Source organism: Streptomyces sp. NPDC004609, from assembly GCF_042873655.1.
Taxonomy (GTDB): domain Bacteria; phylum Actinomycetota; class Actinomycetes; order Streptomycetales; family Streptomycetaceae; genus Streptomyces.
On sequence record NZ_JBIALS010000025.1, the window covers coordinates 20384 to 43476 of the forward strand.

The following is a 23093-nucleotide window of genomic DNA, read 5'->3' on the forward strand; positions in this document are numbered from 1 at the left end:
CCGCCGATCGGGCCCGGCGGGGTCGCGGTCCGGCGGAGAACGGACGTCGCTCTCGCCGGACCCGTGGCTCTCGTCCCGCCGGGAGGGGCGGACGCCCGGATACCCGGACGCCGGGGCGGCGGACCCCGGACTCCCCGCCGCCGGCACCAGGGCGCCCCCGTTCCCCGGCCCCCCGCCGGGGCGCCCCCCCGTTCCCCTACTCCTCGTCCTCCGCTGCCGCCGGCGGAGGCTGTTTCGGCGGACGCCCCCGCCTCGCGATCGGCGCCACACCCCCCGGCAGCCGGCCCGACTCCGACAGCGCGCGGCGGAGCAGGAACTCGATCTGGGCGTTGGCGCTGCGCAGTTCGTCCGACGCCCACCGCGCCAGCGCCTCGTAGACCGCCGGGTCCAGCCTGAGCAGGACCTGCTTGCGCTCGTGCGGGGGTGTCACTGGTAGAGCGTGCCCGCGTTGAGGACCGGCTGGGCGGAGCGGTCGCCGCACAGGACGACCATCAGATTGGAGACCATCGCGGCCTTGCGCTCCGCGTCCAGTTCGACGATGTCCCGCTCGGTGATCCGGGCGATCGCCGCCTCCACCATGCCGACCGCGCCGTCGACGATCTGGCGCCGGGCCGCCACGACCGCGCCCGCCTGCTGGCGCTGGAGCATCGCCGAGGCGATCTCGGGGGCGTACGCGAGGTGCGTGAACCGCGATTCGATGATGTGGACGCCCGCCGCCTCGACCCGGGCGTGCAGCTCGACCGCCAGCTTCTCGGTGATCTCCTCGGCGTTGCCCCGCAGCGACAGGCCGTTCTCGTCATGCGCGTCGTAGGGGTACTCGATCGCGATATGGCGTACGGCCGCCTCGGTCTGGGTGGAGACGAACTCCAGGAAGTCGTCCACCTCGAACAGCGCCTGCGCGGTGTCCTCGACCTTCCAGACGACCACCGCGGCCAGTTCGATCGGGTTGCCGTAGGCGTCGTTGACCTTCAGCACCGCGGTCTCGTGGTTGCGTACCCGCGTCGAGATCTTCTCCCGCGAGGTCAGCGGATTGACCCAGCGCAGCCCGTCGGTGCGGATCGTGCCCCGGTAGCGGCCGAAGAGCTGGACGACCCGCGCCTCACCGGGCGCCACCATGTTCAGCCCGCACATGGCGACGACCGAGGCGAGGGCCAGCAGGATGCCGCCCGCGATCAGCACCGCCTTGCCGCCGGCCGCGTCCACCGCCGTCGCGGCCACGATGATCATCACGGCGCCCACGACCACACCGAGTAGCCCCAGCAGCAGCGCGAGGCCCCCGCCGATGCTGTGGGCCGCGAATTCCCGGACCCGCGGCCCGGGCGTGCGCGGTCCGTCCTCCTGGATGGATATGCCGGCTCCGGCCATGACCGTCCCCCTCCTCATCGACTGTCTATGCCCCTGCAGTTGACCGTTATGCCCATCTTTGGGGGCTATTGATCTACTAGCAATGTGATAACACATTAAAACAGACGGCAACCCTGAGCACCTCTCATGAGTCGGTTCCAGGGAAGGGGGTGCTGATTCTCACGTCCAAAAACGCCGGATCGGTGAACCTTTGTCATAGCGAGCGGTGTTAGTTTTCTGAGCTGCTCGCTGTCGGCACCCGGTCGGACAGTGACCGCGGACGAACATCCGAAGCAGCGAAGAGCGGAGCGGGACGAGCGATGGGCCGAGCCGAGGAGCGACGAGCCCGGCAGCGCGGGGCGCGTCGGGCGCAGAAGAGCAAGCCCAAGGGCATACGGCGTTTCTTCACCTGGAAGAAGTTGCTGGGGACCTTCCTCGGTGTCTGTCTGCTCGTCATGGGCGCGTTCTTCGTGATCTATCTGATGGTGCCGGTGCCGACGGCCAACGCCCACGCGGAGATGCAGAGCAACGTCTACAAGTACAGCGACGGCAGGATCCTGGCCCGCACCGGCAAGGTCAACCGCGAGATCATCGGGCTGGAGCAGATCCCGCGTGAGGTCCAATACACCTTCGTCGCCGCGGAGAACAAGTCCTTCTTCAAGGACAGCGGGATCGACTTCAAGGGCACGACCCGCGGGCTGATGAACACCCTCTCCGGCAAGGGCAAGCAGGGCGGCTCGACGATCACCCAGCAGTACGTCAAGAACTACTACCTGGAACAGGACCAGACGGTCACCCGCAAGCTCAAGGAACTGGTGATCTCCCTCAAGGTCGACCGGAAGCAGAGCAAGTCGGAGATCCTCGCCGGGTACATCAACACCAGTTACTACGGCCGGGGCGCGTACGGCATCCAGGCCGCCGCCCAGGCGTACTACGGCGTCGACGCCGGCAAACTGACCGTCTCCCAGGGCGCGTACCTCGCCGCCCTGCTCCAGGCCCCCAGCCAGTACGACTGGGCGGCGGCCTCGCCGACCGGCAAGGAACTGGTGACCGACCGCTGGAACTACGTCCTGGACAACATGGTCGGCGAGGGCTGGCTCGACGCCGCGGAGCGCGAGGGGCTCACCTTCCCGGTGCCCAAGGCCCCCAAGGCCGACCCCGGTATGGAGGGCCAGACCGGCTATCTCGTCGAGGCCGCCAACGCCGAACTGGAGCGCCAGGGCATCGGCGAGGAGGACATCAAGGCCGGCGGCTGGACGATCACCCTCAACATCGACCACAAGCGCCAGAAGGCCCTGGAGAAGGCCGTGGAGCAGCAGCTGGAGGACAAGCTCGACCGCGAGGGCGACAAGAAGGACGCCACCGTCCAGGCGGGCGCGACCTCCGTCGAGCCGGACACCGGCAAGGTCGTCGCGCTGTACGGCGGTGTCGGTGCCACCGAGCACTGGCTCTCCAACGCCACCCGCCGCGACTACCAGCCCGCGTCCACGTTCAAGCCGATCGTGCTGGCCTCCGCCCTGGAGAACGGGTCCGAGACCCAGGACGGCCAGAAGATCAGCCTCAACACCCGGTACGACGGCACCAGCAAGCGCCCGGTCCGGGGCGGCGACACCCCCTTCGCGCCCGAGAACGAGGACGACCGGGACTACGGGAAGTCGATCAGCGTGCAGAAGGCGACCAACAGCTCGGTCAACTCCGTGTACGCGCAGATGATCGTGGACGTCGGTCCCACCGAGACCAAGAAGACCGCCCTCGGCCTCGGGATGACCGATGGCCCGGGCTGGCCCGAGAGCCCCGCGATGTCGCTCGGCACGATGGGCGCCTCCACCTGGGACATGGCCGGGGTGTACGCCACGCTCGACAACCACGGCAAGAAGGTCACCCCGACCATCGTGAAGTCCGCCGAGCACCGGTCCCGCAAGGCCGAGCCGCAGAATCCGATCGGCGGGCAGGCGATCAGCAGGAACTCCGCCGACACGGTGACCGCCGCCCTGGAGGGTGTGGTCAAGGAGGGCTCCGGCAGGCGGGCGGCCGGTGACTACGAGGCGGCCGGCAAGACCGGTACCTCGGAGAACAACCGGTCGTCGTGGTTCGTGGGGTACACACCCGAGCTGGTCACCGCGGTCGCCCTGTTCGGCGAGAAGGCCGACGGCACCGGGCAGGTCACCCTCACCGACACGGTCGAGAAGGGCCGGATCAACGGTGGTGGCTTCCCCGCCCGGATCTGGCAGGCGTACACCTCCGCCGCGCTCGGCGCGGACGCCGACGCGAAGTTCGACCTGGAGGTCGAGGAGCCCGCGCGGAACGATCCCGACCCGAGGCCGTCGGACTCCGCGAGCCCGTCCCCCTCGCGCACTGCCACGAAGGAGCCGGAGGACAAGCCGGATCCGACCCCGTCGAGGACCCGGTCCTCCCCGCCGGCCAGCCCGTCGCCGCCGGTCAGCCCCAGCCCGAGCCTGTCGGGAAGCCCGTCGGCGTCCGACCCGGCGATCCCGGATCCGGGGACGGCCAACGGCAACCCGTGACCGGGCGGCCGGCGTGCGCCACCTGTCCGCGTACGCCCGCGGTGTGACGCGCCGCGACGGGCCCGGCGCCCGGTAGGGGACCGCTCCCCGGCCGTGTGACGCCCCCGATGGCATGACGGTGCCCGTGGATCCCTCACCGGGACCCACGGGCACCGTCATGTCACACCGGTCCGCACACACCGGCCGGCGGTCCGTACGGCGGCAGGTGCCCGCGCGCGGAGTACTCAGCCGCCGGTCACACCGTTCACCGCGCTCGCGATCCGGTCGCCGGTCTTCTTGTCGATGTTGCGCCAGTACTGGAACGCCCGGTCCAGGACCGGCCGGGACACACCCTGGAGCAGATGCCCGGAGACGTTCGACACCAGCCGGTCCCGGGCCGCGTCGTCCAGCACCTCACGGACCTGGGTGCCGGCCTGGCCCCAGTCGTCGTCCTCGCGGTGCAGCCGGTACGCCTCGCGCACCATCTCGCCCGCCGTCGCCCAGCCCGCGATCTCGCCGAAGCGCGTGACATCGGCCGCCGGGCCGCCGAAGGAGTTCGGCGCGTACGGCACGGCCGCACTGGCGGGCGTGTACCGCATCGGTCCGTCCTTGGCGTACGAGCTGACCGCCGAGTGCGGCCGGTTGGGCGGCAGCTGCGCGTAGTTCGGGCCGATCCGGTAGCGGTGGGTGTCCGGGTACGAGAAGAGCCGGCCGAGCAGCATCTTGTCCGGCGACGGGCCGATGCCCGGCACCAGATTCGAGGGCTCGAAGGCGGCCTGCTCGATATGGATGAAGTAGTCCTCCGGGTTCCTGTTCAGTGTCATCCGGCCGACCTCGATCAGCGGGTAGTCGCCGTGCGGCCACACCTTGGTCAGGTCGAACGGGTTGAAGCGGTAGTCCGGCGCGTCCTCGAACGGCATGATCTGCATATAGAGCGTCCAGCTCGGGGCGTTCCCCGACGCGATGGACTCGTACAGATCCCGCCGGTGCTTGTCCCCGTCGGTCCCGGCCAGCTCATCGGCCTCCGCCTGGGTGAGGAAGTCGACGCCCTGGTCCGTCTTGAAGTGGTACTTCACCCAGTACCGCTCGCCGCCGCCGTTCACCCACATATAGGTATGCGAGCTGTAGCCGTTCATGAAGCGGTACGACTTCGGGATGCCGCGGTCGCCCATCAGCCAGGTGACCATATGGGCCGACTCGGGGGAGAGGGTCCAGAAGTCCCACTGCATCTCGTTGTTGCGCAGTCCGGTGGCCGGATGGCGCTTCTGGGAGCGGATGAAGTCCTGGAACTTCTGCGGGTCGCGGACGAAGAAGATCGGCGTGTTGTTGCCGACCATGTCGTAGTTCCCGTGCTCGGTGTAGAACTTCAGCGCGAAGCCCCGGGGGTCGCGCCAGGTGTCGGGGGAGCCCTGCTCACCGGCGACCGTCGAGAAGCGGGCCAGCATGTCGGTGCGCCGGCCCGGCTGGAAGAGATCGGCCTTGGTGAACTGGGTGACGTCGTTGGTGACTTCGAAGAAGCCGTACGCGCCCGCTCCCTTGGCGTGCACCACCCGCTCGGGGACCCGTTCGCGGTTGAACTGGGCCATCTTCTCGATCAGATAGTGGTCCTGCAGCAGGATGGGGCCGTCGGGACTCACGGTGAGCGAGTGCTCGTCGCTCTCCACCGGAATGCCGGCGTTGTTGGTCGTGTAGGGCGCTTCGGGCGTCCTGGAGAATGACTCGGTCACGAGCGTCCTCCCGTCCGGGTGGGGGGTGAGGGAATCCATGCGGGCGCATGCGGGCATGGATGGATCGCATCGGCCGTTGTAGGACCCAGTCAACGCCGCCGACGCTCTGTCGGCAACAGGGGACGGAACCCGCAGGTGAAGTTACCTGCGGGTAGAAGTGGTGGGGTCCGCGCTCAGGTACGGGTGGGCAGCTCGAACCAGACCACCTTGCCGCTGGAGAGCCGGGTGGCTCCCCACCGTCTGGCCAGCCGGTTCACCAGGAAGAGCCCGCGCCCGCCCTCGTCGGTGTCCCTCGCCTTGCGCTGCCGGGGCAGCTGCGGGGAGTCGTCGCCGACCTCGCACCGCAGTACGTCCGTACGGAGCAGCCGCAGCGTCACCGGGCGCTCCGCGTACCGCACGGCATTGGTGACCACCTCGCTGACCAGCAGCTCCACCGCGTCGCTCAGCTCCTCCATGCCCCAGCGGGCCAGCGCGCGCCGCGCCAGCCGGCGGGCCCGGCCCGGAGCCGCGTCCTCCGGGTCCAGGAACCAGTAGGCGACATCACTCGGTGCGATCCCGTCGAAGCGGGCCGCGAGCAGCGCGATGTCGTCGTCCCGGTCACCGGGGCCGAGCATGTCCAGCACGTCGTCGCAGAGCGCCTCCAGCGGCGGCGAGTGGTCCGGTCCGGTGAGCTGGGCGGTCGCGGCGAGCCGCTCCCGCAGCTGCTCGATCCCCGTCCACACGTCCCGCAGCCGGGACTCGACCAGCCCGTCCGTGTAGAGCAGCAGGGTCGCACCGGCGGGCGCGTCCAGCTCCACGGCCTCGAAGTCGACCCCGCCCACGCCGATGGGCGCTCCGGGCGGCACCCGCAGCACCTCGGCGCGTCCGCCCAGATGGAGCAGGATGGGCGGCGGGTGTCCCGCGTTCGCGATGGTGATCCGGTGGGACACCGGGTCGTAGACCGCGTACATGCAGGTGGCCATGCGGTCCGTGCCGAGCCGCTGGGCCTGCTCGTCCAGATGGTGGAGCACCTCCTGCGGCGGCAGGTCGAGCCCGGCCAGCGTCTGCGCGGTCGTGCGCAGCTGGCCCATGATCGCCGCGGAGGTCATGGAGTGGCCCATGACATCGCCGACGACCAGCGCGACCCGGCTGCCGGGCAGCGGGATCGCGTCGTACCAGTCACCGCCGACCCGCGCGGTCTCGGCCGCGGGCAGATAGCGCGAGGCCAGCCGCACGCCGGTCGGCTGCGGCAGTGAGTCCGGCAGCATCGTGCGCTGGAGCTCGTCCGCGATGTACGCCTCCCGGCCGTACAGCACCGCTTTGTCGATGCCCAGCGCCGTATGGGTGGCGAGCTGCGCGGCGACCAGCAGATCGTTCGGCTCGAAGGCGGGCCGGTCGGGGCGCCGCAGGAAAACGGCAGCACCGATCACCCGCCGGCGGCCGCGCAGCGGGGCCAGGATCGCGCGGTGCCCGTTCGGGACGGTGCGGTCCGCGCCCAGCAGCTCCGGCAGGGCGGCACGGGCCGCCGCGGAATCGCCGAAGACCGGGCGGACCCCGCGCAGCACCTCGGAGAGCGCGCCGCCCGAGCGCACCTCGCAGGTCTCCGCGGCCGGGGTCAGCTCGTTGTGCTGGTCGATGACCGGGAGCACCCCCGTACCGCCGAAGTCGGCGCCGTCATCCGCTAAACGCAGCCTGTCCGTGCGGCGCAGCCGCAGCAGGAACGGCGAGACGGGACGCTCGTCGCCCACCGGAAGGGGATCGCGCAGATAGACGAGGATCGCGTCCGAGAAGGTCGGCACGGTCGCCCGGCACAGCCCGAGCACGATCTCGTCGAGGTCTATGCCACGGGCGATCCTGCGGGTCGCGGCGCCCACGAAACGCAGCCGGTCGCCCTCGCGCCGGGCCGTGCCCGCGAGGTCCTGCGCGGGGCCGTTCGGCCCGGCGGGCGCGGAAACCGCGGCGGACGCGGCCGGCACGGCGGACGCCCCCGCGGCGGGCACGGCCGATGACCCGGCCGACTCCGCCCGGGGCCGGGTGCGTTCCTGCGACCGGGCTGCCAAGGGCTGCCGGCCTTCGTGGGAGGTGGGCTGCTCCGTCACGCTTGGGCTTCCGTCCGTCTGGGCCGGGTGTGCGATGCGAACGCCTTGTGAGGCGGTATACCCGCTGTGCTGGTGGCGTCGACAGGGTGGCAGGCATCCGGCACGGCTCCACCCCCTAGTAGTGACTCGTGATGACTTACGGTCAGGTCCTGCGCTGCGCTCAATAGTTACCGAAGAGTTGCCGAACGGCGAGCCTTGCGGACGGCGATCCTACGTTTGCCCCCAGGGGGCGCATCAAGAGTCTCACGACGTCCCGTGCGCCGGAGTGCGTTCTTGGACCGGAGTCAGACATTCTGCGGAAGGGCACCCCGTCACATCTGGGCCCCCTCCCGCACATCTGCGTGCTCAGACGGGTTCCGCCGCTCCGGTCGGCGTCCGGTGCCGTCCGTGCACCGGTTTGACCGGAACGCCGGACCGCCCTCCGGGAAGGCTCGGAGGCCCCGGGACGGCCCCGGATGTCTCCCGAGTGCCCGGAGGTCCCCCGGACGTCCTCAGGACGCCATGCGCGCGGGCGTACGCCCCCAGTCGGCCGGCAGCTCCGGCACCTGCCAGGCGGGGTCGGGCCGCCACTGCTCCCAGCCGTCCGAGAACGGGGGTCCCCAGGCCCGGACGACCTCCAGCGCGGCCTGTCCCGCCTCCCGCACCCGTGCGGCCTTCGAGGCGTCCATCAGGCCCACCCGCTGGGCCTCGGCGAACTCGTCCTCGTCGCGCCACTGCCAACTGCGGTCGGGGTAGACCGAGATGTCCAGAAAATGATCCTCGGAGTCGATGCCGTCCGCCCACCGGGTGCGTGGCTCCTCCAGATTCACGTACCAGCTCTTGAACTCCCAGCCCGGGTCCCAGAACAGCCAGACCGACCACGGCTCACCGGGCCGGGCGAGCTTGAGCACCCCTGTGCCCCACCAGCGGTCGCGGACGACCGTGCGCGGGGCGGTGTAGCGGGTGGCGAGGGGCTGCTCATGGACGGGAGTGCCGTCCGCGAGCACCGGTTTCACACACTCCGTGCCCGGAGCCATCCACGCGGCGAGGACATCGGCGGTGTCCTGGACGACGGTCATGGGACGGCAGATGTCGACACCATGCCCCGTCAGGTCCGGGGCAAGCCCGCGATAGCGCCAGAGGATGTGGTCCCCGGGCTCCCAGCGTTCCCTGCGTTCCGTGCCTGTCATGAGCGGATTTTAGAGGTCGTCACATCGCTCGTGGCGGCGGACGGGCGCACGGCGCGGTACGCGTCGCCGGTCCGCGCGCGGGCGGCGCCCTCCGGCCGTGGCCGGAACCCGGCCCCAGCGGACCCGGGCCGGGCGCCGTCCCGGCCGGTCACGGGCCCGGGACCGCCCGCCGCGGGCGTTCCGTGCGGCGAGAGGTCCCGGGGCGGGCGTTCGATGCGGCAGGCGGTCCTGCGGCGGCCGGTCAGGCCCCGTCGGCGATGATGTCGTTGGAGGGCACCCAGTAACCGGTCAGTCCGCCCGCCGTGATCCGGCACATCGGCCGGCCGTTGACGACCGCCCGGCAGTCGAAGGGCGCCTTCGACGGCTTGGCGAACCGGACCTTCTTGGTCGAACCGGTCGCGCCGTCCGTGCCGAACTTGTAGGCGATGACGTCCTTGTTCGCGGGGAACGTGAGGGTCCGGTGCGGCCGGTACATCGACGACACGAACTCCCCCCGTACGAACGCGTTCGGGTAGAACTCGCCGACCCACCAGTCCTTGTACGGGCCCGAGCTGATCCGGCAGTAGATACCGAGCCGCTGGATGCGCCGGCGCATGCTCGCGGGAGCCGAGGTGGCCTTGGGGAACGTGACCTTCTTCGACCTCACGATCTTGTCGGCGCCGGACGCGGAGTAGCTGCCGTCCGAGTTCGTCTTGAACTGGTACAGCGTGTGCGTGCCCTTGGCCAGGGCGACCACCGAACCGGCCTTGAGGAACGGATACGGAAAGTCGTCGATCAGCGTGTCCTGCCGGTTGGCGAAGACGGGGCTGCCCGTCTGCCAGTGCAGCTGGCGGAGCAGGACGATGTGGTGCTGGTGGTAGCCGGCGTGGGGCACCCGGTGGGTCTGGCAGTAGTACGAGAACCAGCGCGAGTTGCGCAGCAGCGGGAAGTAGCGCGCGATCGTGGTGCAGCAGCCGTCGTACAGCTCCGCCGCCAGCTCGTTGCCGGTCGCCTGGATGTAGTCCCAGAGGCCGAGCATGGCGAAGATCATGCCGTTGTACGTGTTGTCGTCGACGCTTGAGCCGACGCCCGGGTACTCCTGGATCCACAGATAGCCGGAGCGGTCCTTGTTGACGACCCAGGGGCTGCCGTCCTCGCCGCGCAGCAGGGTGGCGAAGGCACCGTCGGCGGCGGCCCGGTAGAGCGTGCGCTCCTGCTCGGTGACCGCCTCCAGCTGGGAGAGCTGGATGAAGAGGCTCAGGGCCTCTCCCTGGGCCATGCCCGAATACCAGGGCGCTTTGAAGGTGACGCCGGGGTGCCCGCCGAGCGTGAAGTCGAAGGGGTACGGGAAGTACCAGCCGCCCCGGGCCTCGACGCGCCGGTCGATCAGCCGCTTCGCCTGTGCCTTGGCGCGCTTGAGGAAGAGGGCCTTGCGGGTCGGGTCGGTCTCGGTGCGGTAGCTGGTGATACAGCCCAGGGCGAACTGGATCTGCGACACCGGCTGGTCGTACCCGGGCGAGTTGCGGTCGGGCCGGTACTGCAGCACGCCCTCGGCGTCGAGATAGACGTTGTCGCTGTTCGGTGTCACACCGGACCAGCGCGTCGGCCGGTCGCGCCACGGCTGCATGTGCTCGGGCAGGTCCCCGAGGGCCTTGTAGCCGCTCTTCTTGAAATCGAAGGGCAGAGCCGTCGGCACATCGCGTGCGACGTCCTCGGCGACGGGTGCGCTGTCCGCGCGCGGCATCTTCCGTGCCACGGACGGATCCGGCCTGGTGATGGTGCCGTCGGCGAGCTGGTGCGGCAGGTCCGGCAGCGTGGTCTCGCTGCCGCCCGTGGACGGCAGGCTCAGCGCCAGCGACTTCGGCATCCCGCCGAACGGGTCGGGGGTGGTCTTGTCGAACACGCCGGAGGCGAGGGCCGTGAAGGTGCCGCCCCCCGCCACCGCCGCCCCTGCCGCGGTGCCGCCCGCCAGCCGGATGAACCGTCTGCGGCCGAGATCAGCCCGCCTCTTTCCTGCCATGCGTGTTTACCCCCCATGGGTGCTGAAGTGATGGTCCGGATCGTATGTGAAGGCTCTTGAAATGTGTAACGCTACCCATTCCGGCACAGGGGTAGCCGGTGATAACCCATGGGTTATCAGTGGCATTTGAGCATCCATATCGCTTATATCGGCCATGATTTTGTAGGGATATGTCCCTTTATAGAGGTTGATCGACGCTACGGCTGGGTCATGCGCAGGACGTCCAGTGCCTCGTCCAGCTGCTCCAGGGTCAGAACGCCCCGCTCCACATAGCCGGACTCCAGAACGACCTCACGGATGGTCTTCCGCTGCGTCAGTGACTTCTTGGCCACTTTCGCGGCCTCCTCGTACCCGATGTACTGGTTCAGCGGGGTCACCACCGATGGCGAGGATTCGGCGTACACCTTCATACGCTCGACGTTCGCGGTGATGCCGTCGACCGTGCGGTCCGCGAGCAGCCGGGAGGCCGAGGCCAGCAGCCGGACCGACTCCAGCAGGTTCCTGGCGATCACCGGGAGCATCACATTCAGCTCGAAGTTCCCCGCCGCGCCCGCCACGGCGACGGTGGTGTCGTTGCCGGTCACCTGCGCGGCGACCATCAGCACCGCCTCGGGGATCACCGGATTGACCTTGCCCGGCATGATCGACGAGCCCGGCTGGAGGTCGGGCAGGGTGATCTCGGCGAGACCGGTGCGGGGGCCGCTCGCCATCCAGCGCAGATCGTTGGAGATCTTGGTCAGCGACACCGCGACGGTCCGCAGCTGGCCCGACGTCTCCACCAGAGCGTCCCGCGCGCCCTGCGCCTCGAAGTGGTCGCGCGCCTCGGTCAGCGGCAGCCCGGTCTCCCGTGCGACCTCCGCGATCACCGCGGCGGAGAAACCGGGCGGCGTGTTGATGCCGGTGCCCACCGCCGTACCGCCCAGCGGCAGTTCCGCCAGCCGGGGCAGGGCCGCCCGGAGCCGCTCCACGCCGTATCTCACCTGCGCGGCGTATCCGCCGAACTCCTGGCCGAGGGTCACGGGCGTGGCGTCCATCAGATGCGTACGCCCGGACTTGACGACCTCCGCGAACTCGGCGGACTTGCGCTCCAGCGAGGCCGCGAGGTGCTCCAGGGCGGGGATCAGATCGCCCGTGACGGCCGCCGTCGCCGCGATGTGGATGGAGGAGGGGAAGACGTCGTTGGACGACTGCGAGGCGTTCACATGGTCGTTGGGGTGGACCGGGCGGCCCAGCCGCTCGCCGGCGAGGGTCGCCAGCACCTCGTTGACATTCATGTTCGACGAGGTACCGGAGCCCGTCTGGAAGACGTCCACCGGGAAGTGCTCGTCCCAGCGGCCGTCGGCGACCTCGGCGGCGGCGCCGGCGATGGCCTCGGCGATGTCCCCGTCGAGGACGCCCAGTCCGGCGTTGACCCGCGCGGCGGCGGCCTTGATCCGTGCCAGCGCCTCGATGTGCGCCCGCTCCAGCCGCTGGCCCGACACGGGGAAGTTCTCCACGGCCCGCTGCGTCTGCGCCCGCCACTTCGCATGGGCGGGGACCCGCACATCGCCCATCGAGTCGTGCTCCACGCGGTAGGCGTCGCCCTTGTCACCGGTGTCGGTCATGGGATCCAGTACCTCCGTGCTGCGTACGGTTCGGGGCAAAACCCCCTTACCGGCTGGAGCACGCCTCACGGCCCGCCTATTCCCCGGGGATTCCCACCCTGAACAGTGCTTCGGGACCGCCCCGGGGTTGCAGTCGGCGGCGGGAAAGGGCTGAGCCCCCTGTCGTGAACAGGGGGCTCAGCCCTCTCGGAATCTCCGGTTCTCCACACGGACGGACGCACGCACGGACGGACGCACGGCCGGGACGGGACCTGCTCCGCGCGAGGCCCTTCCACGCGGTCCGGGGCACGCGGCGCCGGGCTCCCGGGCACGGGCGCCCCTTCCGGGGCGGTGCCCCGGCGGAGGGGTCAGGCGAGGCCCGGGCCGCGGACCGGGATGGAGGTGAAGGCGGGGGCCGGCGCGGGGGCGGTGAAGAAGTCGTTCCCCTTGTCGTCCACGACGATGAACGCGGGGAAGTCCTCCACCTCGATCCGCCACACCGCCTCCATCCCCAGCTCCTCGTACTCCACGACCTCCACCTTCTTGATGCAGTCCTGCGCCAGCCGCGCCGCCGGCCCGCCGATCGACCCGAGGTAGAACCCGCCGTGCGCACCGCACGCGTCCGTGACCTGCTTCGAGCGGTTGCCCTTCGCGAGCATGACCTTGGAGCCGCCCGCCGCCTGGAACTGCTCCACGTACGAGTCCATCCGGCCGGCCGTCGTGGGGCCGAAGGAGCCGGACGCGTACCCCTCGGGGGTCTTCGCGGGACCGGCGTAGTACACCGGGTGGTCCTTCAGATAGGGCGGCATCTCCTCACCCGCGTCGAGCCGCTCCTTGATCTTCGCGTGCGCGATGTCCCGGGCCACGACCAGCGGCCCGGTCAGCGACAGCCGCGTCTTGACGGGGTACTTCGTCAACTCGGCGAGGATGTCGTCCATCGGACGGTTGAGGTCGATCCGTACGACGTCACCGGCCTCGTCCAGGTGCTCGTCCGTCGTATCGGGCAGGAACCGCGCCGGATCGGTCTCCAGCTGCTCCAGGAACACACCCTCGGCCGTGATCTTCGCGACGGCCTGGCGGTCCGCCGAACAGGACACCGCGATGGCGACCGGCAGGGACGCGCCGTGCCGGGGCAGCCGCACCACGCGCACGTCGTGGCAGAAGTACTTGCCGCCGAACTGCGCGCCGATGCCGATCTTCTGCGTCAGCTCGAAGACCTTCTCCTCCAGGTCCTTGTCCCGGAAGCCGTGCCCGGTCGGCGAGCCCTCGGCGGGCAGCTCGTCCAGATAGTGCGCGGAGGCGTACTTCGCGGTCTTGAGCGCGAACTCCGCCGACGTACCGCCGACGACGATCGCGAGGTGGTACGGCGGGCACGCGGCCGTACCCAGCGAACGGATCTTCTCCTCCAGGAACTTCATCATGGAGGTCTCGTTCAGGACCGCCTTGGTCTCCTGGTACAGGAACGACTTGTTCGCGGAGCCGCCGCCCTTGGCCATGAAGAGGAACTTGTACGCCCCGCCGTCGGTCGCGTACAGCTCGATCTGCGCGGGGAGGTTGGAGCCCGTGTTCTTCTCCTCCCACATGGTCAGCGGCGCCATCTGGGAGTAGCGGAGATTGAGCTTGGTGTACGCGTCGTACACACCGCGCGACAGGGCCTCCTCGTCACGGCCCCGGGTCAGGACGTTCTGCCCGCGCTTGCCCATCACGATCGCCGTGCCGGTGTCCTGGCACATCGGCAGGACGCCCGCTGCCGCGATGTTCGCGTTCTTCAGCAGATCCAGCGCGACGAACTTGTCGTTCGACGACGCCTGCGGATCGTCCACGATCCGGCGCAGCTGCGCGAGGTGCGCGGGCCGCAGATAGTGCGAGATGTCGTGCATGGCCTCGGCGGCGAGCCTGCGCAGCGCCTCGGGCTCGACCTTGAGGAACGTACGGCCGTCCGCCTCGACAGTGGAGACACCTTCGGCGGTCACCAGCCGGTACGGCGTGGTGTCCTCCCCCAGGGGGAGCAGATCGGAGTACTGAAACTCGGGCATTTACGGCCATTCCTCACTCGGCGGGTGCGCGGATGCGGCGGATGTGTGCGGACAGCGGCGCGGCTCCCAGCGTAGAACGCGCCCGGACGCCGTCGCCTGTGAGGTAAGGCTCAGTGGATCCGGGGCGTCCGGGGCGGGGTGGTGAGACGCCTTTCCCCGGGGTCGGGCGCGCGGGCGGAGGGGAGCCTTCCCGGGGCCGCCTGCGCGGCGCGGCGCTTCCCGGGGCGTCCGGGTGGAGTGGTGGAGGGCTCCCCGGGGTCCTTCGGGGGCGGTGCCGCGGCCCCTGCCGGGGCCCGTCCGCGCGGCCCTGTCCGAAGTGTCCGGGGGTGTCCTGGCGGTGTTGCCCCTAGTCGCGATCTATCGCGTTTCGCTACCCTGACTCCCGTGGACCTCGAAAAGCACCCCCAGAAGCCCGTCGTTCCCGCGGAGCGCGGCGCCGCCGCCCGGCCGTCGGACGAGATCCGCGCGTCGGACGCCGACCGCGACCGGATCGCCGACATTCTCCGGGACGCCCTGGCGGAGGGCCGGCTGGACGCCGAGGAGCACTCCGAGCGGATCGACCTCGTCTACCGCGCCAAGACGCTGGGCGAGCTCCAACCGATCGTCAGGGACCTGCCGCCCGCCCGGGCCAAGGACGCCGACACCGAGACGTACGCCTACGGACCCGACGCCCAAGGCGGCCCCGAGGAGAACCTGGTGGCCATCTTCTCCAGCACCATCCGCAAGGGACGCTGGAGCATCGGCCGCCGTACCAACGCGTTCTCGTTCTTCGGCAACATCGAGATCGACCTCACCGAAGCGCTGTTCCAGCAGCGGCTGACGGTGATCAACGCGACCTCCATCTTCGGCAACGTCGAGGTCCGCGTGCCCGAGAACATCACCCTCCGCGGCAACGGGAGCGGTATCTTCGGCAACTTCGAGATCCGCGGCCTGGAGGCCAGCAACCCCGAGGCACCGGTCGTCGTCGTCAGCGGCTACTCCGTTTTCGGCAATGTCGAGGCCAGGCCCAAGCGCGGCCGGCGCGTCTCCGATCTCCACAACCGCCTGCGCAAATACCTGGGCTGACACCTCCGCCCCCGAGCGGTTTCCGGCCGTGAGCCCCTGTGTGCCTTTCCGTGCGCCCCAGTTCGGCGCCACTCAGTGAATAGGAGTGCGCACAGCGGGTAGGGAGTGCTGCATCGTCTCTCGCTCGCGAAGCCGTCGTCAGGAGTAGACCCGTGCTGCAACTGCCGTACCAGTCCTTGCAGGTGGCCGCCGTTCCGCCCCAGCGGGCTCCCGCTCGGGAAGACCAGGACGGACCCTGGCACGCGGAGGCGGTGTGCCGTCGGGACGAGGCCGGGCTGTTCTTCGCCCCGTCGAAGGAGCCCACGGCTGCGAGGCTGTCGCGCGAGGAGGCCGCGAAGAGGGTCTGCGCCCGCTGTCCGGTCATGGTCGAATGCCGCGAACACGCCCTCCTCCAGCCCGAGCCCTACGGAGTCTGGGGCGGCCTGACCGCAGCCGAACGCCGCGTGGTCCTCGCAAGGCGCCGCCGCCGGGACGTGGAGATCAAACAGTCTCCCTCGGCTGCTTGAGGGTGGGTTTTTTTGGGGTTTGTTCTCCGCGGACGGAGTCTGGGGGAGAACAAACCCCAAAAAGTTACTGCGCCCTGTCGAAGTCGATCTGGCTGTACGCGCGCAGCTTCGACAGTCGGTGGGTCGAGTCGATCTGCCGGATCGTTCCCGACTTGGAGCGCATCACCAGGGACTGGGTCGTCGCCGTCTCCGCGCGGTAGCGGACGCCCCGCAGCAGTTCGCCGTCGGTGATGCCCGTCGCGACGAAGAAGACGTTGTCGCCGCGGACGAGGTCGTCGGTGAGGAGTACGCGGTCGAGGTCGTGGCCCGCGTCGAGAGCACGCTGGCGTTCGGCGTCGTCCTTGGGCCAGAGCTTGCCCTGGATGGTGCCGCCGAGGCACTTGATGGCACAGGCGGTGATGATGCCCTCGGGCGTGCCGCCGACGCCCATGAGCATGTCGACGCCGGTGCCCTCGCGGACCGCCATGATCGCGCCGGCGACGTCGCCGTCGGAGATGAACTTGATGCGCGCGCCGGTCTCGCGGATCTCCTTGACGATGCCCTCGTGGCGGGGGCGGTCGAGGATGACGACGGTGACGTCCTCGGGTGAGGAGTTCTTCGCCTTGGCGACGCGGCGGATGTTGACGGGCACGGGGGCGTTGATGTCGACGAAGTCGGCGGCCTCCGGGCCGGTGACGAGCTTGTCCATGTAGAAGACCGCGGAGGGGTCGAACATGGTGCCGCGGTCGGCCGCCGCGAGGACGGCGATCGCGTTGGGCATGCCCTTGGCGGCGAGGGTCGTACCGTCGATCGGGTCGACGGCGATGTCGCATTCGGCGCCCGTGCCGTCGCCGATCCGTTCGCCGTTGAAGAGCATGGGGGCTTCGTCCTTCTCGCCCTCGCCGATGACGACGATGCCGTTCATCGAGACGGTGTGGACGAGGGTTCGCATGGCCTTGACGGCCGCGCCGTCGGCGCCGTTCTTGTCGCCGCGTCCCACCCACCGGCCGGCCGCCATGGCGGCGGCCTCGGTGACCCTGACGAGTTCCAGGGCGAGGTTGCGGTCGGGGGCCTCGGGCGAGACCTCCAGCTGGGACGGCAAGTTGTGCTCGGACATCGGAGCGCACCTTTCTGAGCGGCGACGGCCGGAAGTGAGGGTGTCATGACTCTATCTGTAGGTCGACAAAATGAGCACAGGGGCCCACGTTTGAGCGCGTGCCGCTGATGCGACGATGGGGGCGTGGCAGGTATGCGAGGCAGACAGACCGTGCGAGACATGATTCTGTCGATGGCGGTCATAGGGGCCGTTGTCGCGGTGATCTACATGTTCGTTCCGCACGACGACAGCAAGGACCCGGTCAAGGCGATCGACTACAGGATCGAGCTGGTGACCGCGCAGCGCGCGGCGCCCTATCCGGTGATGGCGCCGGAGGGGCTGCCGAAGGGCTGGCGGCCGACGTCGGTCTCGTACGTCCGGGCGGAGGGCGACGCCTGGCATCTCGGGTTCCTCGACCCGGATCGCCGGTATGTGGCGATCGAGCAGTCGACGCAGGCGCCGGGCAAGTACGTCCCGAAGGTCACCCACCAGGCCAGGAACACCGGTGGGACGCATATGGTCGACGGCAGGGCCTGGCAGCGCTGGGAGGGCGAGAAGTACGACGCCCTGGTGCGGGTGGACAGGGGGGTGACGACCGTCGTGACCGGGTCGGCCCCGATGGCGCAGCTGACGGCGATGGCGGAGGCGCTGGAGTCGTCGAAGCCGCCCGAGACGCCCGGTCCGACGCCGTCCGGTCCGACGGGTTCGCCCGCACAGCCGTAGCGCGCCGCCGTCCCCGCTGCCGAGGGGACGGGCGCCGATACGCCCAGGGCCGCCGCATCCTTTCGGGTGCGGCGGCCCTGTCGTATGCCGTCATGCGCGGTCATCCGCCGTCAGGCGGGGCCGTGTGCGGGCGTGGGGGCCGGCCCGGCGTCCGTACGCGGCGTCCGTACGTACCGGCGGGGGTCAGACAGTGGTCACCACGGACTCGTACCGGAGGCGCGGGAGACGGGGGAACGGGGCGTTCTCGCCGGGCTTGCCGATGTTGACGACCATCAGCGGGGTGTGGTCGTCGTCGAGGAACTCCTTCTGGACCCCGATGGCGTCGAAGCCGGTCATCGGGCCGGCGGCGAGACCGGCAGCGCGGACGCCGACGATGAAGTACGCGGCCTGGAGGGCGGCGTTCAGGCCGGCGTTCCGCTCGCGGACCGGGCGCTCGGAGAAGAAGAGATCCTTGGCCTCGGGGAGGTGGGGGAGCAGCTCCGGGAGCTCCTCGTGGAACTCGTTGTCGGCGGCGAGGATCGCCACCAGCGGCGCGGAGCCGGTCTTGGCCTGGTTGCCCTCGGACATATGCGCGACCAGACGCTCGCGGGCCTCGTCGGAGCGGACGAGGACGACGCGCAGGGGGGTCTGGTTGAAGGCGGTGGGCCCGTACTTGACGAGGTCGTAGATCGCCTGGACCTGCTCATCGGTCACCGGTTCCCCGGTGAACGTGTTCGCGGTGCGCGCCTCCCGGAAGAGGAGGTTCTGGGCGGCGGGGTCAAGGACGAGAGTCATTCGGACGAGTACCTTCCGGTTCAAGGCGTGGGGGGACTTGCGACCGCTCCAACGAGACGCCGGTAGGTTAAATTTCAACTATCAGAAAAGTGTGCCCGGCCTCACAGAAGGACACGGGAATCGCGGCGCCCGCCTCTCCGGGCCCGCCCCCTCTCACTCTCCGTCCGGACCGGTCTCCCGCGCGCCCTCCGGGCCCGTCCGCTCCGCGTCCCCCGAGCCGCCGGCAAGCGCCGCGTCCAGGCGGGCGCGGGCGCCCTCCAGCCAGTGGCGGCAGACCTTCGCCAGCTCCTCGCCGCGCTCCCAGAGCGCCAGCGACTCCTCCAGCGTGGTGCCGCCCGCCTCCAGCCGGCGTACGACCTCGATCAGCTCGTCCCGTGCCTGCTCGTAGCCGAGCGCGGCCCCGTCCGTCTTGGCAGCCATGTGATCCATTCCCGTCTGAGTGATGTGTGTGAGGTGCCCCGGCCGGGACTACTCGGCGACCCGTACCGCGAACTCGCCGTCCGACACCCGCGCCCGCAGCTCGTCGCCCGCCGCCACGTCGTCCGGTGAGCGCACCACGGCGCCGTCCGCGCGTTGGAGCACCGCGTACCCCCGCTCCAGCGTCGCCGCGGGGGACAGTGAGACCACCCGCGCGCGGGTGTGGGACAGCTCCGAGTCGGCGCGGTCCAGCAGATGGCCCAGTACGCGCCTGCTCCGCGCGGTCAGCGCGTCGACCTCGGCCTCGCGCTCGTCGACCATCCGGTGGGGGTGCTCCATCGAGGGGCGGGACAGGGCGTGCGCCAGCCCGCGCTCCTCCCGGTCGAGCACCCCTTGGAGCGTGCGCAGCGAACGGTCCCGCAGCTGCCGGACCCGGTCCAGCTCCTCGCCCACGTCCGGTACGACCTTCTTCGCCGCGTCCGTCGGCGTCGAGGCCCGCAGATCGGCGACCAGGTCCAGCAGCGGGGAATCCGGCTCATGGCCGATCGCCGACACCACCGGAGTACGGCAGGCGGCCACCGCGCGCACCAGCAGCTCGTCCGAGAACGGCAGCAGATCCTCCACGCTGCCGCCGCCGCGCGCCACGATGATCACGTCCACCTCGGGCAGATCGTCCAGCTCCTTGACCGCCTGGACGACCTGGGGCACCGCGTGCACCCCCTGCACCGCGACATTGCGCACCTCGAAGCGGACGGCCGGCCACCGCCGCCGCGCGTTCTCCAGGACGTCGCGCTCGGCGGCCGACGCCCGGCCGCAGACCAGTCCCACCCGGTGCGGCAGGAACGGCAGGGACCTCTTCCGGTCGGGGGCGAAGAGGCCCTCCGCGCCCAGGGCCCGCTTCAGCTGCTCCAGGCGGACCAGCAGCTCGCCGACGCCCACCGGCCTTATCTCCACGGCCCGCAGCGACAGCTGCCCCCGGGGCGCGTACCACTCCGGTTTGGCGTGCACCACGACCCGCGCGCCCTCGGCCACCACATCGGCGACGGCGTCGAAGACCTGCCGGAAGCAGGTGACGCTCACCGAGATGTCGTACGACGGATCGCGCAGGGTCAGGAAGACGACCCCCTGCCCGGGGCGCCGGGACAGCTGGGTGATCTGCCCCTCCACCCAGACCGCCCCGAGCCGGTCGATCCACCCCCCGATGAGCCGGGACACCTCGCCGACGGGCAGGGGGGCTTCCGCGGACGTGTTGAGAGCCATACGGGGGAGCGTATCGGCCGGGTACGACACCGGGAGCGCGCCGCCGCACACGGCTTCCCCGTCCGCCCGTCCGCCCGTCCTTCCGTCGGTTCCCGCGCACCCCTCGGTGCGTGCGGGAACGGCCCGTGCACCGCCACGGCCGGTTCGCGGGGCTTCCCGTGCGCCCCCGGCCGGTCCGTGGCCGGGACACCGGGAACCCTGCGTCACCGCGCCCGGCCCGGGACCGGACTCGGGGAGACCCTGCGCCACATGCCCGGGCCACATGCCCGGGCCACATGCCCGGCACCTGGGGAAACCCCCGCGCCGCCCGGCCCGGCCACGGGCCGCCCGGGAAACCCTCCGCGGGCTCCCTCGCTACCGCGCCGTGCCCGGTCGCTCGCGCTGCACCAGCAGTACCACCAGTCCCACGGCCAGCCAGATCGCGCCCACCACCTGTGCCGAGCCCGCCGCCTCCACGATCACCGCGATCAGCACCACGGCGCCGAGAACCGGTACGACCAGATGGCGCAGCCAGTCCGGCGGCCCCTCCATCCGCCGCACCACGAACCAGCCGACCACGCTCGCGTGCAGCAGCACGAACGCCGTCAGCGCCCCGATGTCGACCACCGACACCAGATGGTCGAGCCCGTCGGGGCGCCGCGCCGCCCACACCGCGGCGATCAGCGTCACCACGGCCGCCAGCAGCAGCGCGATACGCGGAACGCCCGAGTCCGTACGGGACAGGGCCCGCGGCAGCCTGCGGTCGCGCGCCATCGCGAACAGCAGCCGCCCGGCCGCCGCCTGCCCCGCCAGCGCCGCGAACGCCGCACCGATCGCCTTGCTCACCGCGATCAGATCGTGCAGCCAGGTCCCCACCGAGGCGTCCACCGCGTCGTAGAAGGCCGAGCCCTGCAGCTCGGGCCGCGCGGCCAGCTCCGCCGACGACAGCGGCTCCAGCAGCGCGACCAGATACGTCTGCGCCACGAACAGCACACCCGCCAGGACCAGGCAGAACAGCACCGCCCGCGCCACCTTCCGCGACCCCCCGGTCACCTCCTCCGCGAACGAGGCGATCGCGTCGAAGCCGAGATAGGACAGGACGGCGACCGACACCGCGCCCAGCACCGCCGTCAGGGAGAACGCCACATCGCCGGTGAGCGGCGAGAGCCAGCCGCGCTGAGCCCCGTCCCGTACGAGCACCACCACCGCGCTCACCACGAACACCAGCAGGACCAGGATCTCCATCGCCAGCACGGCGAAGCCGACGCGCGCCGCCGCCCGTACGCCCCAGAGGTTCAGCAGCGTCGTCACCACGACCGCGATCGCGGTCCACACCCACCGGTCCACCTCCGGGACCAGTGCCTCCATCGCGATGCCCGAGAAGAGATACGCCACCGCCGGGATCAGCAGATAGTCGAGCATCGCCATCCACCCCGCGATGAACCCCGGCCCCTTGCCGAGCCCCTTGGAGGCGTAGGTGAACACCGAACCGGCCTGGGGCGCGACCCGCACCATCTGCGCGTAGCTCAGCGCGGTGAACGCCATGGCGACCGTGGCCACCACGTAGACGAGTGCGACGGCTCCATGGGACTTGGCGTCGAGGGTGCCGTAGACGCCGACGGGGGCCATGGGCGCGATGAAGAGCAGACCGTAGACCACGAGATCGCGGAATCCGAGACTCCGTCGCAGCTCACCGCCCTCGCCGGCCGTGTCCCCGTCCGCCGCCCTTCCCGGCTCCGGGGCTCCCGTCGTGGTCATGCGGCCCTCCGTCCGTCGCCCGCCTGCGCATCAGTGTTCCCCCAGGTGGCGATCACCCGCCTGTTCTGCGCGGCCTTACGATGGGGGGCATGACTGCTACGCCTCCTGCCCGTCGCGTCCTGCTCGCAGCTCCCCGTGGCTACTGCGCGGGAGTGGACCGTGCCGTGATCGCCGTTGAGAAGGCCCTTGAGCAGTACGGCTCTCCGGTGTACGTCCGCCACGAGATCGTCCACAACAAGTACGTCGTCCAGACCCTGGAGAAGAAGGGCGCGATCTTCGTCGAGGAGACGGCGGAGGTCCCCGAGGGGTCCATCGTCATGTTCTCCGCGCACGGAGTCGCCCCGGTCGTCCACGAGGAGGCCGCGGAGCGCAGGCTCGCGACCATCGACGCCACCTGCCCGCTGGTCACCAAGGTCCACAAGGAAGCCGTCCGCTTCGCGAACGAGGACTACGACATCCTCCTCATCGGCCACGACGGCCACGAGGAGGTCATCGGCACATCGGGCGAGGCCCCCGACCACATCACGCTGGTCGACGGCCCCGACGATGTCGCGAAGGTCGAGGTGCGCGACGAGTCGAAGGTCGTCTGGCTCTCCCAGACCACGCTCTCCGTCGACGAGACGATGGAGACGGTCGACCGGCTGAAGGAGAAGTTCCCGCAGCTGATCTCCCCGCCCAGCGACGACATCTGCTACGCCACGCAGAACCGCCAGATCGCGGTCAAGCAGATGGGCGCGGAGGCGGACCTCGTCATCGTCGTCGGCTCGAAGAACTCCTCGAACTCCGTACGGCTCGTCGAGGTCGCGCTCGGCGCGGGCGCGGGTGACGCCCATCTGGTCGACTTCGCCGACGAGATCGACGAGGCATGGCTGGACGGTGTCTCCACGGTGGGCCTCACCTCGGGCGCGTCCGTCCCGGAAGTACTGGTCGAAGGCGTACTGGAGTGGCTGGCGCAGCGCGGCTTCGAGGACGTCGAGCTGGTGAAGTCGGCCGAGGAGTCGATCACCTTCTCCCTGCCGAAGGAACTGCGGCGCGATCTGCGGGCCGAGGCCGCGCAGCTGGTGGCGAAGGCGTCGGGGGCCTCCGGCGAGTGACG

At 70.4% G+C, this 23093-nt stretch carries 18 protein-coding genes; 5 read left to right on the forward strand and 13 right to left on the reverse strand.

Going from position 1 to position 23093, the window contains the following annotated elements; translation table 11 throughout:
- Positions 1 to 196: 196 nt before the first annotated feature.
- Both ACFYT4_RS23610 and ACFYT4_RS23615 read right to left on the reverse strand, forming a co-directional pair.
- Positions 197 to 481 carry a hypothetical protein gene (locus ACFYT4_RS23610; protein WP_389272334.1) on the reverse strand — a complete coding sequence of 95 codons (285 nt, stop codon included), beginning with the start codon at positions 479 to 481 and terminating at the stop codon, positions 197 to 199.
- The gene (locus ACFYT4_RS23615) at positions 427 to 1365 is read right to left on the reverse strand and encodes an SPFH domain-containing protein (RefSeq protein ID WP_389272337.1); all 939 of its coding nucleotides are present in this window, start codon (positions 1363 to 1365) and stop codon (positions 427 to 429) included. Before ACFYT4_RS23615 ends, ACFYT4_RS23610 begins: the two co-directional genes overlap by 55 nt.
- A gap of 299 nt (positions 1366 to 1664) precedes the next feature.
- Here ACFYT4_RS23615 and ACFYT4_RS23620 point away from each other — a divergent pair, with 299 nt between their 5' ends.
- Complete coding sequence (locus ACFYT4_RS23620) at positions 1665 to 3869, forward strand: transglycosylase domain-containing protein (RefSeq protein WP_389272340.1); 2205 nt, start codon at positions 1665 to 1667, stop codon at positions 3867 to 3869.
- A gap of 224 nt (positions 3870 to 4093) precedes the next feature.
- Here the strand turns inward: ACFYT4_RS23620 and ACFYT4_RS23625 are convergent, their stop codons facing one another.
- From ACFYT4_RS23625 to ACFYT4_RS23650, 6 genes are all read right to left on the reverse strand, one after another.
- On the reverse strand, positions 4094 to 5575 hold the full coding sequence (locus ACFYT4_RS23625) for a catalase (protein WP_389272343.1): 1482 nt from the start codon (positions 5573 to 5575) through the stop codon (positions 4094 to 4096).
- A 173-nt stretch (positions 5576 to 5748) separates the two neighbouring features.
- A complete protein-coding gene (locus ACFYT4_RS23630; RefSeq protein WP_389272346.1) occupies positions 5749 to 7653 on the reverse strand; it encodes a SpoIIE family protein phosphatase in 1905 nt (634 codons plus the stop codon).
- A gap of 491 nt (positions 7654 to 8144) precedes the next feature.
- Positions 8145 to 8822 carry a DUF402 domain-containing protein gene (locus tag ACFYT4_RS23635; protein ID WP_389272349.1) on the reverse strand — a complete coding sequence of 226 codons (678 nt, stop codon included), beginning with the start codon at positions 8820 to 8822 and terminating at the stop codon, positions 8145 to 8147.
- Between the two features lie 241 nt (positions 8823 to 9063).
- A complete protein-coding gene (locus ACFYT4_RS23640) occupies positions 9064 to 10821 on the reverse strand; it encodes a D-glucuronyl C5-epimerase family protein (RefSeq protein WP_389272352.1) in 1758 nt (585 codons plus the stop codon).
- A 197-nt stretch (positions 10822 to 11018) separates the two neighbouring features.
- The gene (locus tag ACFYT4_RS23645) at positions 11019 to 12425 is read right to left on the reverse strand and encodes a class II fumarate hydratase (protein WP_389272355.1); all 1407 of its coding nucleotides are present in this window, start codon (positions 12423 to 12425) and stop codon (positions 11019 to 11021) included.
- Positions 12426 to 12772: 347 nt separating this feature from the next.
- Complete coding sequence (locus ACFYT4_RS23650) at positions 12773 to 14440, reverse strand: fumarate hydratase (RefSeq protein ID WP_389272358.1); 1668 nt, start codon at positions 14438 to 14440, stop codon at positions 12773 to 12775.
- A 384-nt stretch (positions 14441 to 14824) separates the two neighbouring features.
- Between ACFYT4_RS23650 and ACFYT4_RS23655 the strand changes: the two genes are divergently transcribed.
- Positions 14825 to 15505: a DUF1707 domain-containing protein gene (locus tag ACFYT4_RS23655; RefSeq protein WP_389272361.1), complete on the forward strand. Its 681-nt coding sequence runs from the start codon at positions 14825 to 14827 to the stop codon at positions 15503 to 15505.
- Positions 15506 to 15657: 152 nt separating this feature from the next.
- Entirely contained in the window at positions 15658 to 16011 is a 354-nt protein-coding gene (locus ACFYT4_RS23660) for a WhiB family transcriptional regulator (RefSeq protein WP_389272364.1), read from the forward strand.
- Between the two features lie 64 nt (positions 16012 to 16075).
- Here ACFYT4_RS23660 and glpX read toward each other — a convergent pair whose 3' ends face one another.
- Entirely contained in the window at positions 16076 to 17107 is a 1032-nt protein-coding gene (glpX, locus tag ACFYT4_RS23665) for a class II fructose-bisphosphatase (RefSeq protein WP_389272367.1), read from the reverse strand.
- 159 nt (positions 17108 to 17266) lie between these two features.
- Between glpX and ACFYT4_RS23670 the strand changes: the two genes are divergently transcribed.
- Entirely contained in the window at positions 17267 to 17809 is a 543-nt protein-coding gene (locus ACFYT4_RS23670) for a DUF4245 domain-containing protein (protein ID WP_389272370.1), read from the forward strand.
- Between the two features lie 183 nt (positions 17810 to 17992).
- Here the strand turns inward: ACFYT4_RS23670 and ACFYT4_RS23675 are convergent, their stop codons facing one another.
- The 4 genes from ACFYT4_RS23675 to ACFYT4_RS23690 all read right to left on the reverse strand — a co-directional run bounded on the left by ACFYT4_RS23675 (position 17993) and on the right by ACFYT4_RS23690 (position 21997).
- Positions 17993 to 18583, reverse strand: a complete 591-nt coding sequence (locus tag ACFYT4_RS23675) for a malonic semialdehyde reductase (RefSeq protein WP_389272373.1) — start codon at positions 18581 to 18583, stop codon at positions 17993 to 17995.
- A gap of 153 nt (positions 18584 to 18736) precedes the next feature.
- Positions 18737 to 19003 (reverse strand): exodeoxyribonuclease VII small subunit, encoded by a 267-nt coding sequence (locus ACFYT4_RS23680; RefSeq protein WP_389272376.1) that lies wholly within the window; start codon positions 19001 to 19003, stop codon positions 18737 to 18739.
- Between the two features lie 48 nt (positions 19004 to 19051).
- Complete coding sequence (gene xseA, locus ACFYT4_RS23685; protein ID WP_389272379.1) at positions 19052 to 20260, reverse strand: exodeoxyribonuclease VII large subunit; 1209 nt, start codon at positions 20258 to 20260, stop codon at positions 19052 to 19054.
- A gap of 354 nt (positions 20261 to 20614) precedes the next feature.
- Positions 20615 to 21997 carry an APC family permease gene (locus ACFYT4_RS23690; RefSeq protein ID WP_389272382.1) on the reverse strand — a complete coding sequence of 461 codons (1383 nt, stop codon included), beginning with the start codon at positions 21995 to 21997 and terminating at the stop codon, positions 20615 to 20617.
- 80 nt (positions 21998 to 22077) lie between these two features.
- Here ACFYT4_RS23690 and ACFYT4_RS23695 point away from each other — a divergent pair, with 80 nt between their 5' ends.
- A complete protein-coding gene (locus tag ACFYT4_RS23695) occupies positions 22078 to 23091 on the forward strand; it encodes a 4-hydroxy-3-methylbut-2-enyl diphosphate reductase (protein WP_389272385.1) in 1014 nt (337 codons plus the stop codon).
- Positions 23092 to 23093 lie beyond the last annotated feature (2 nt).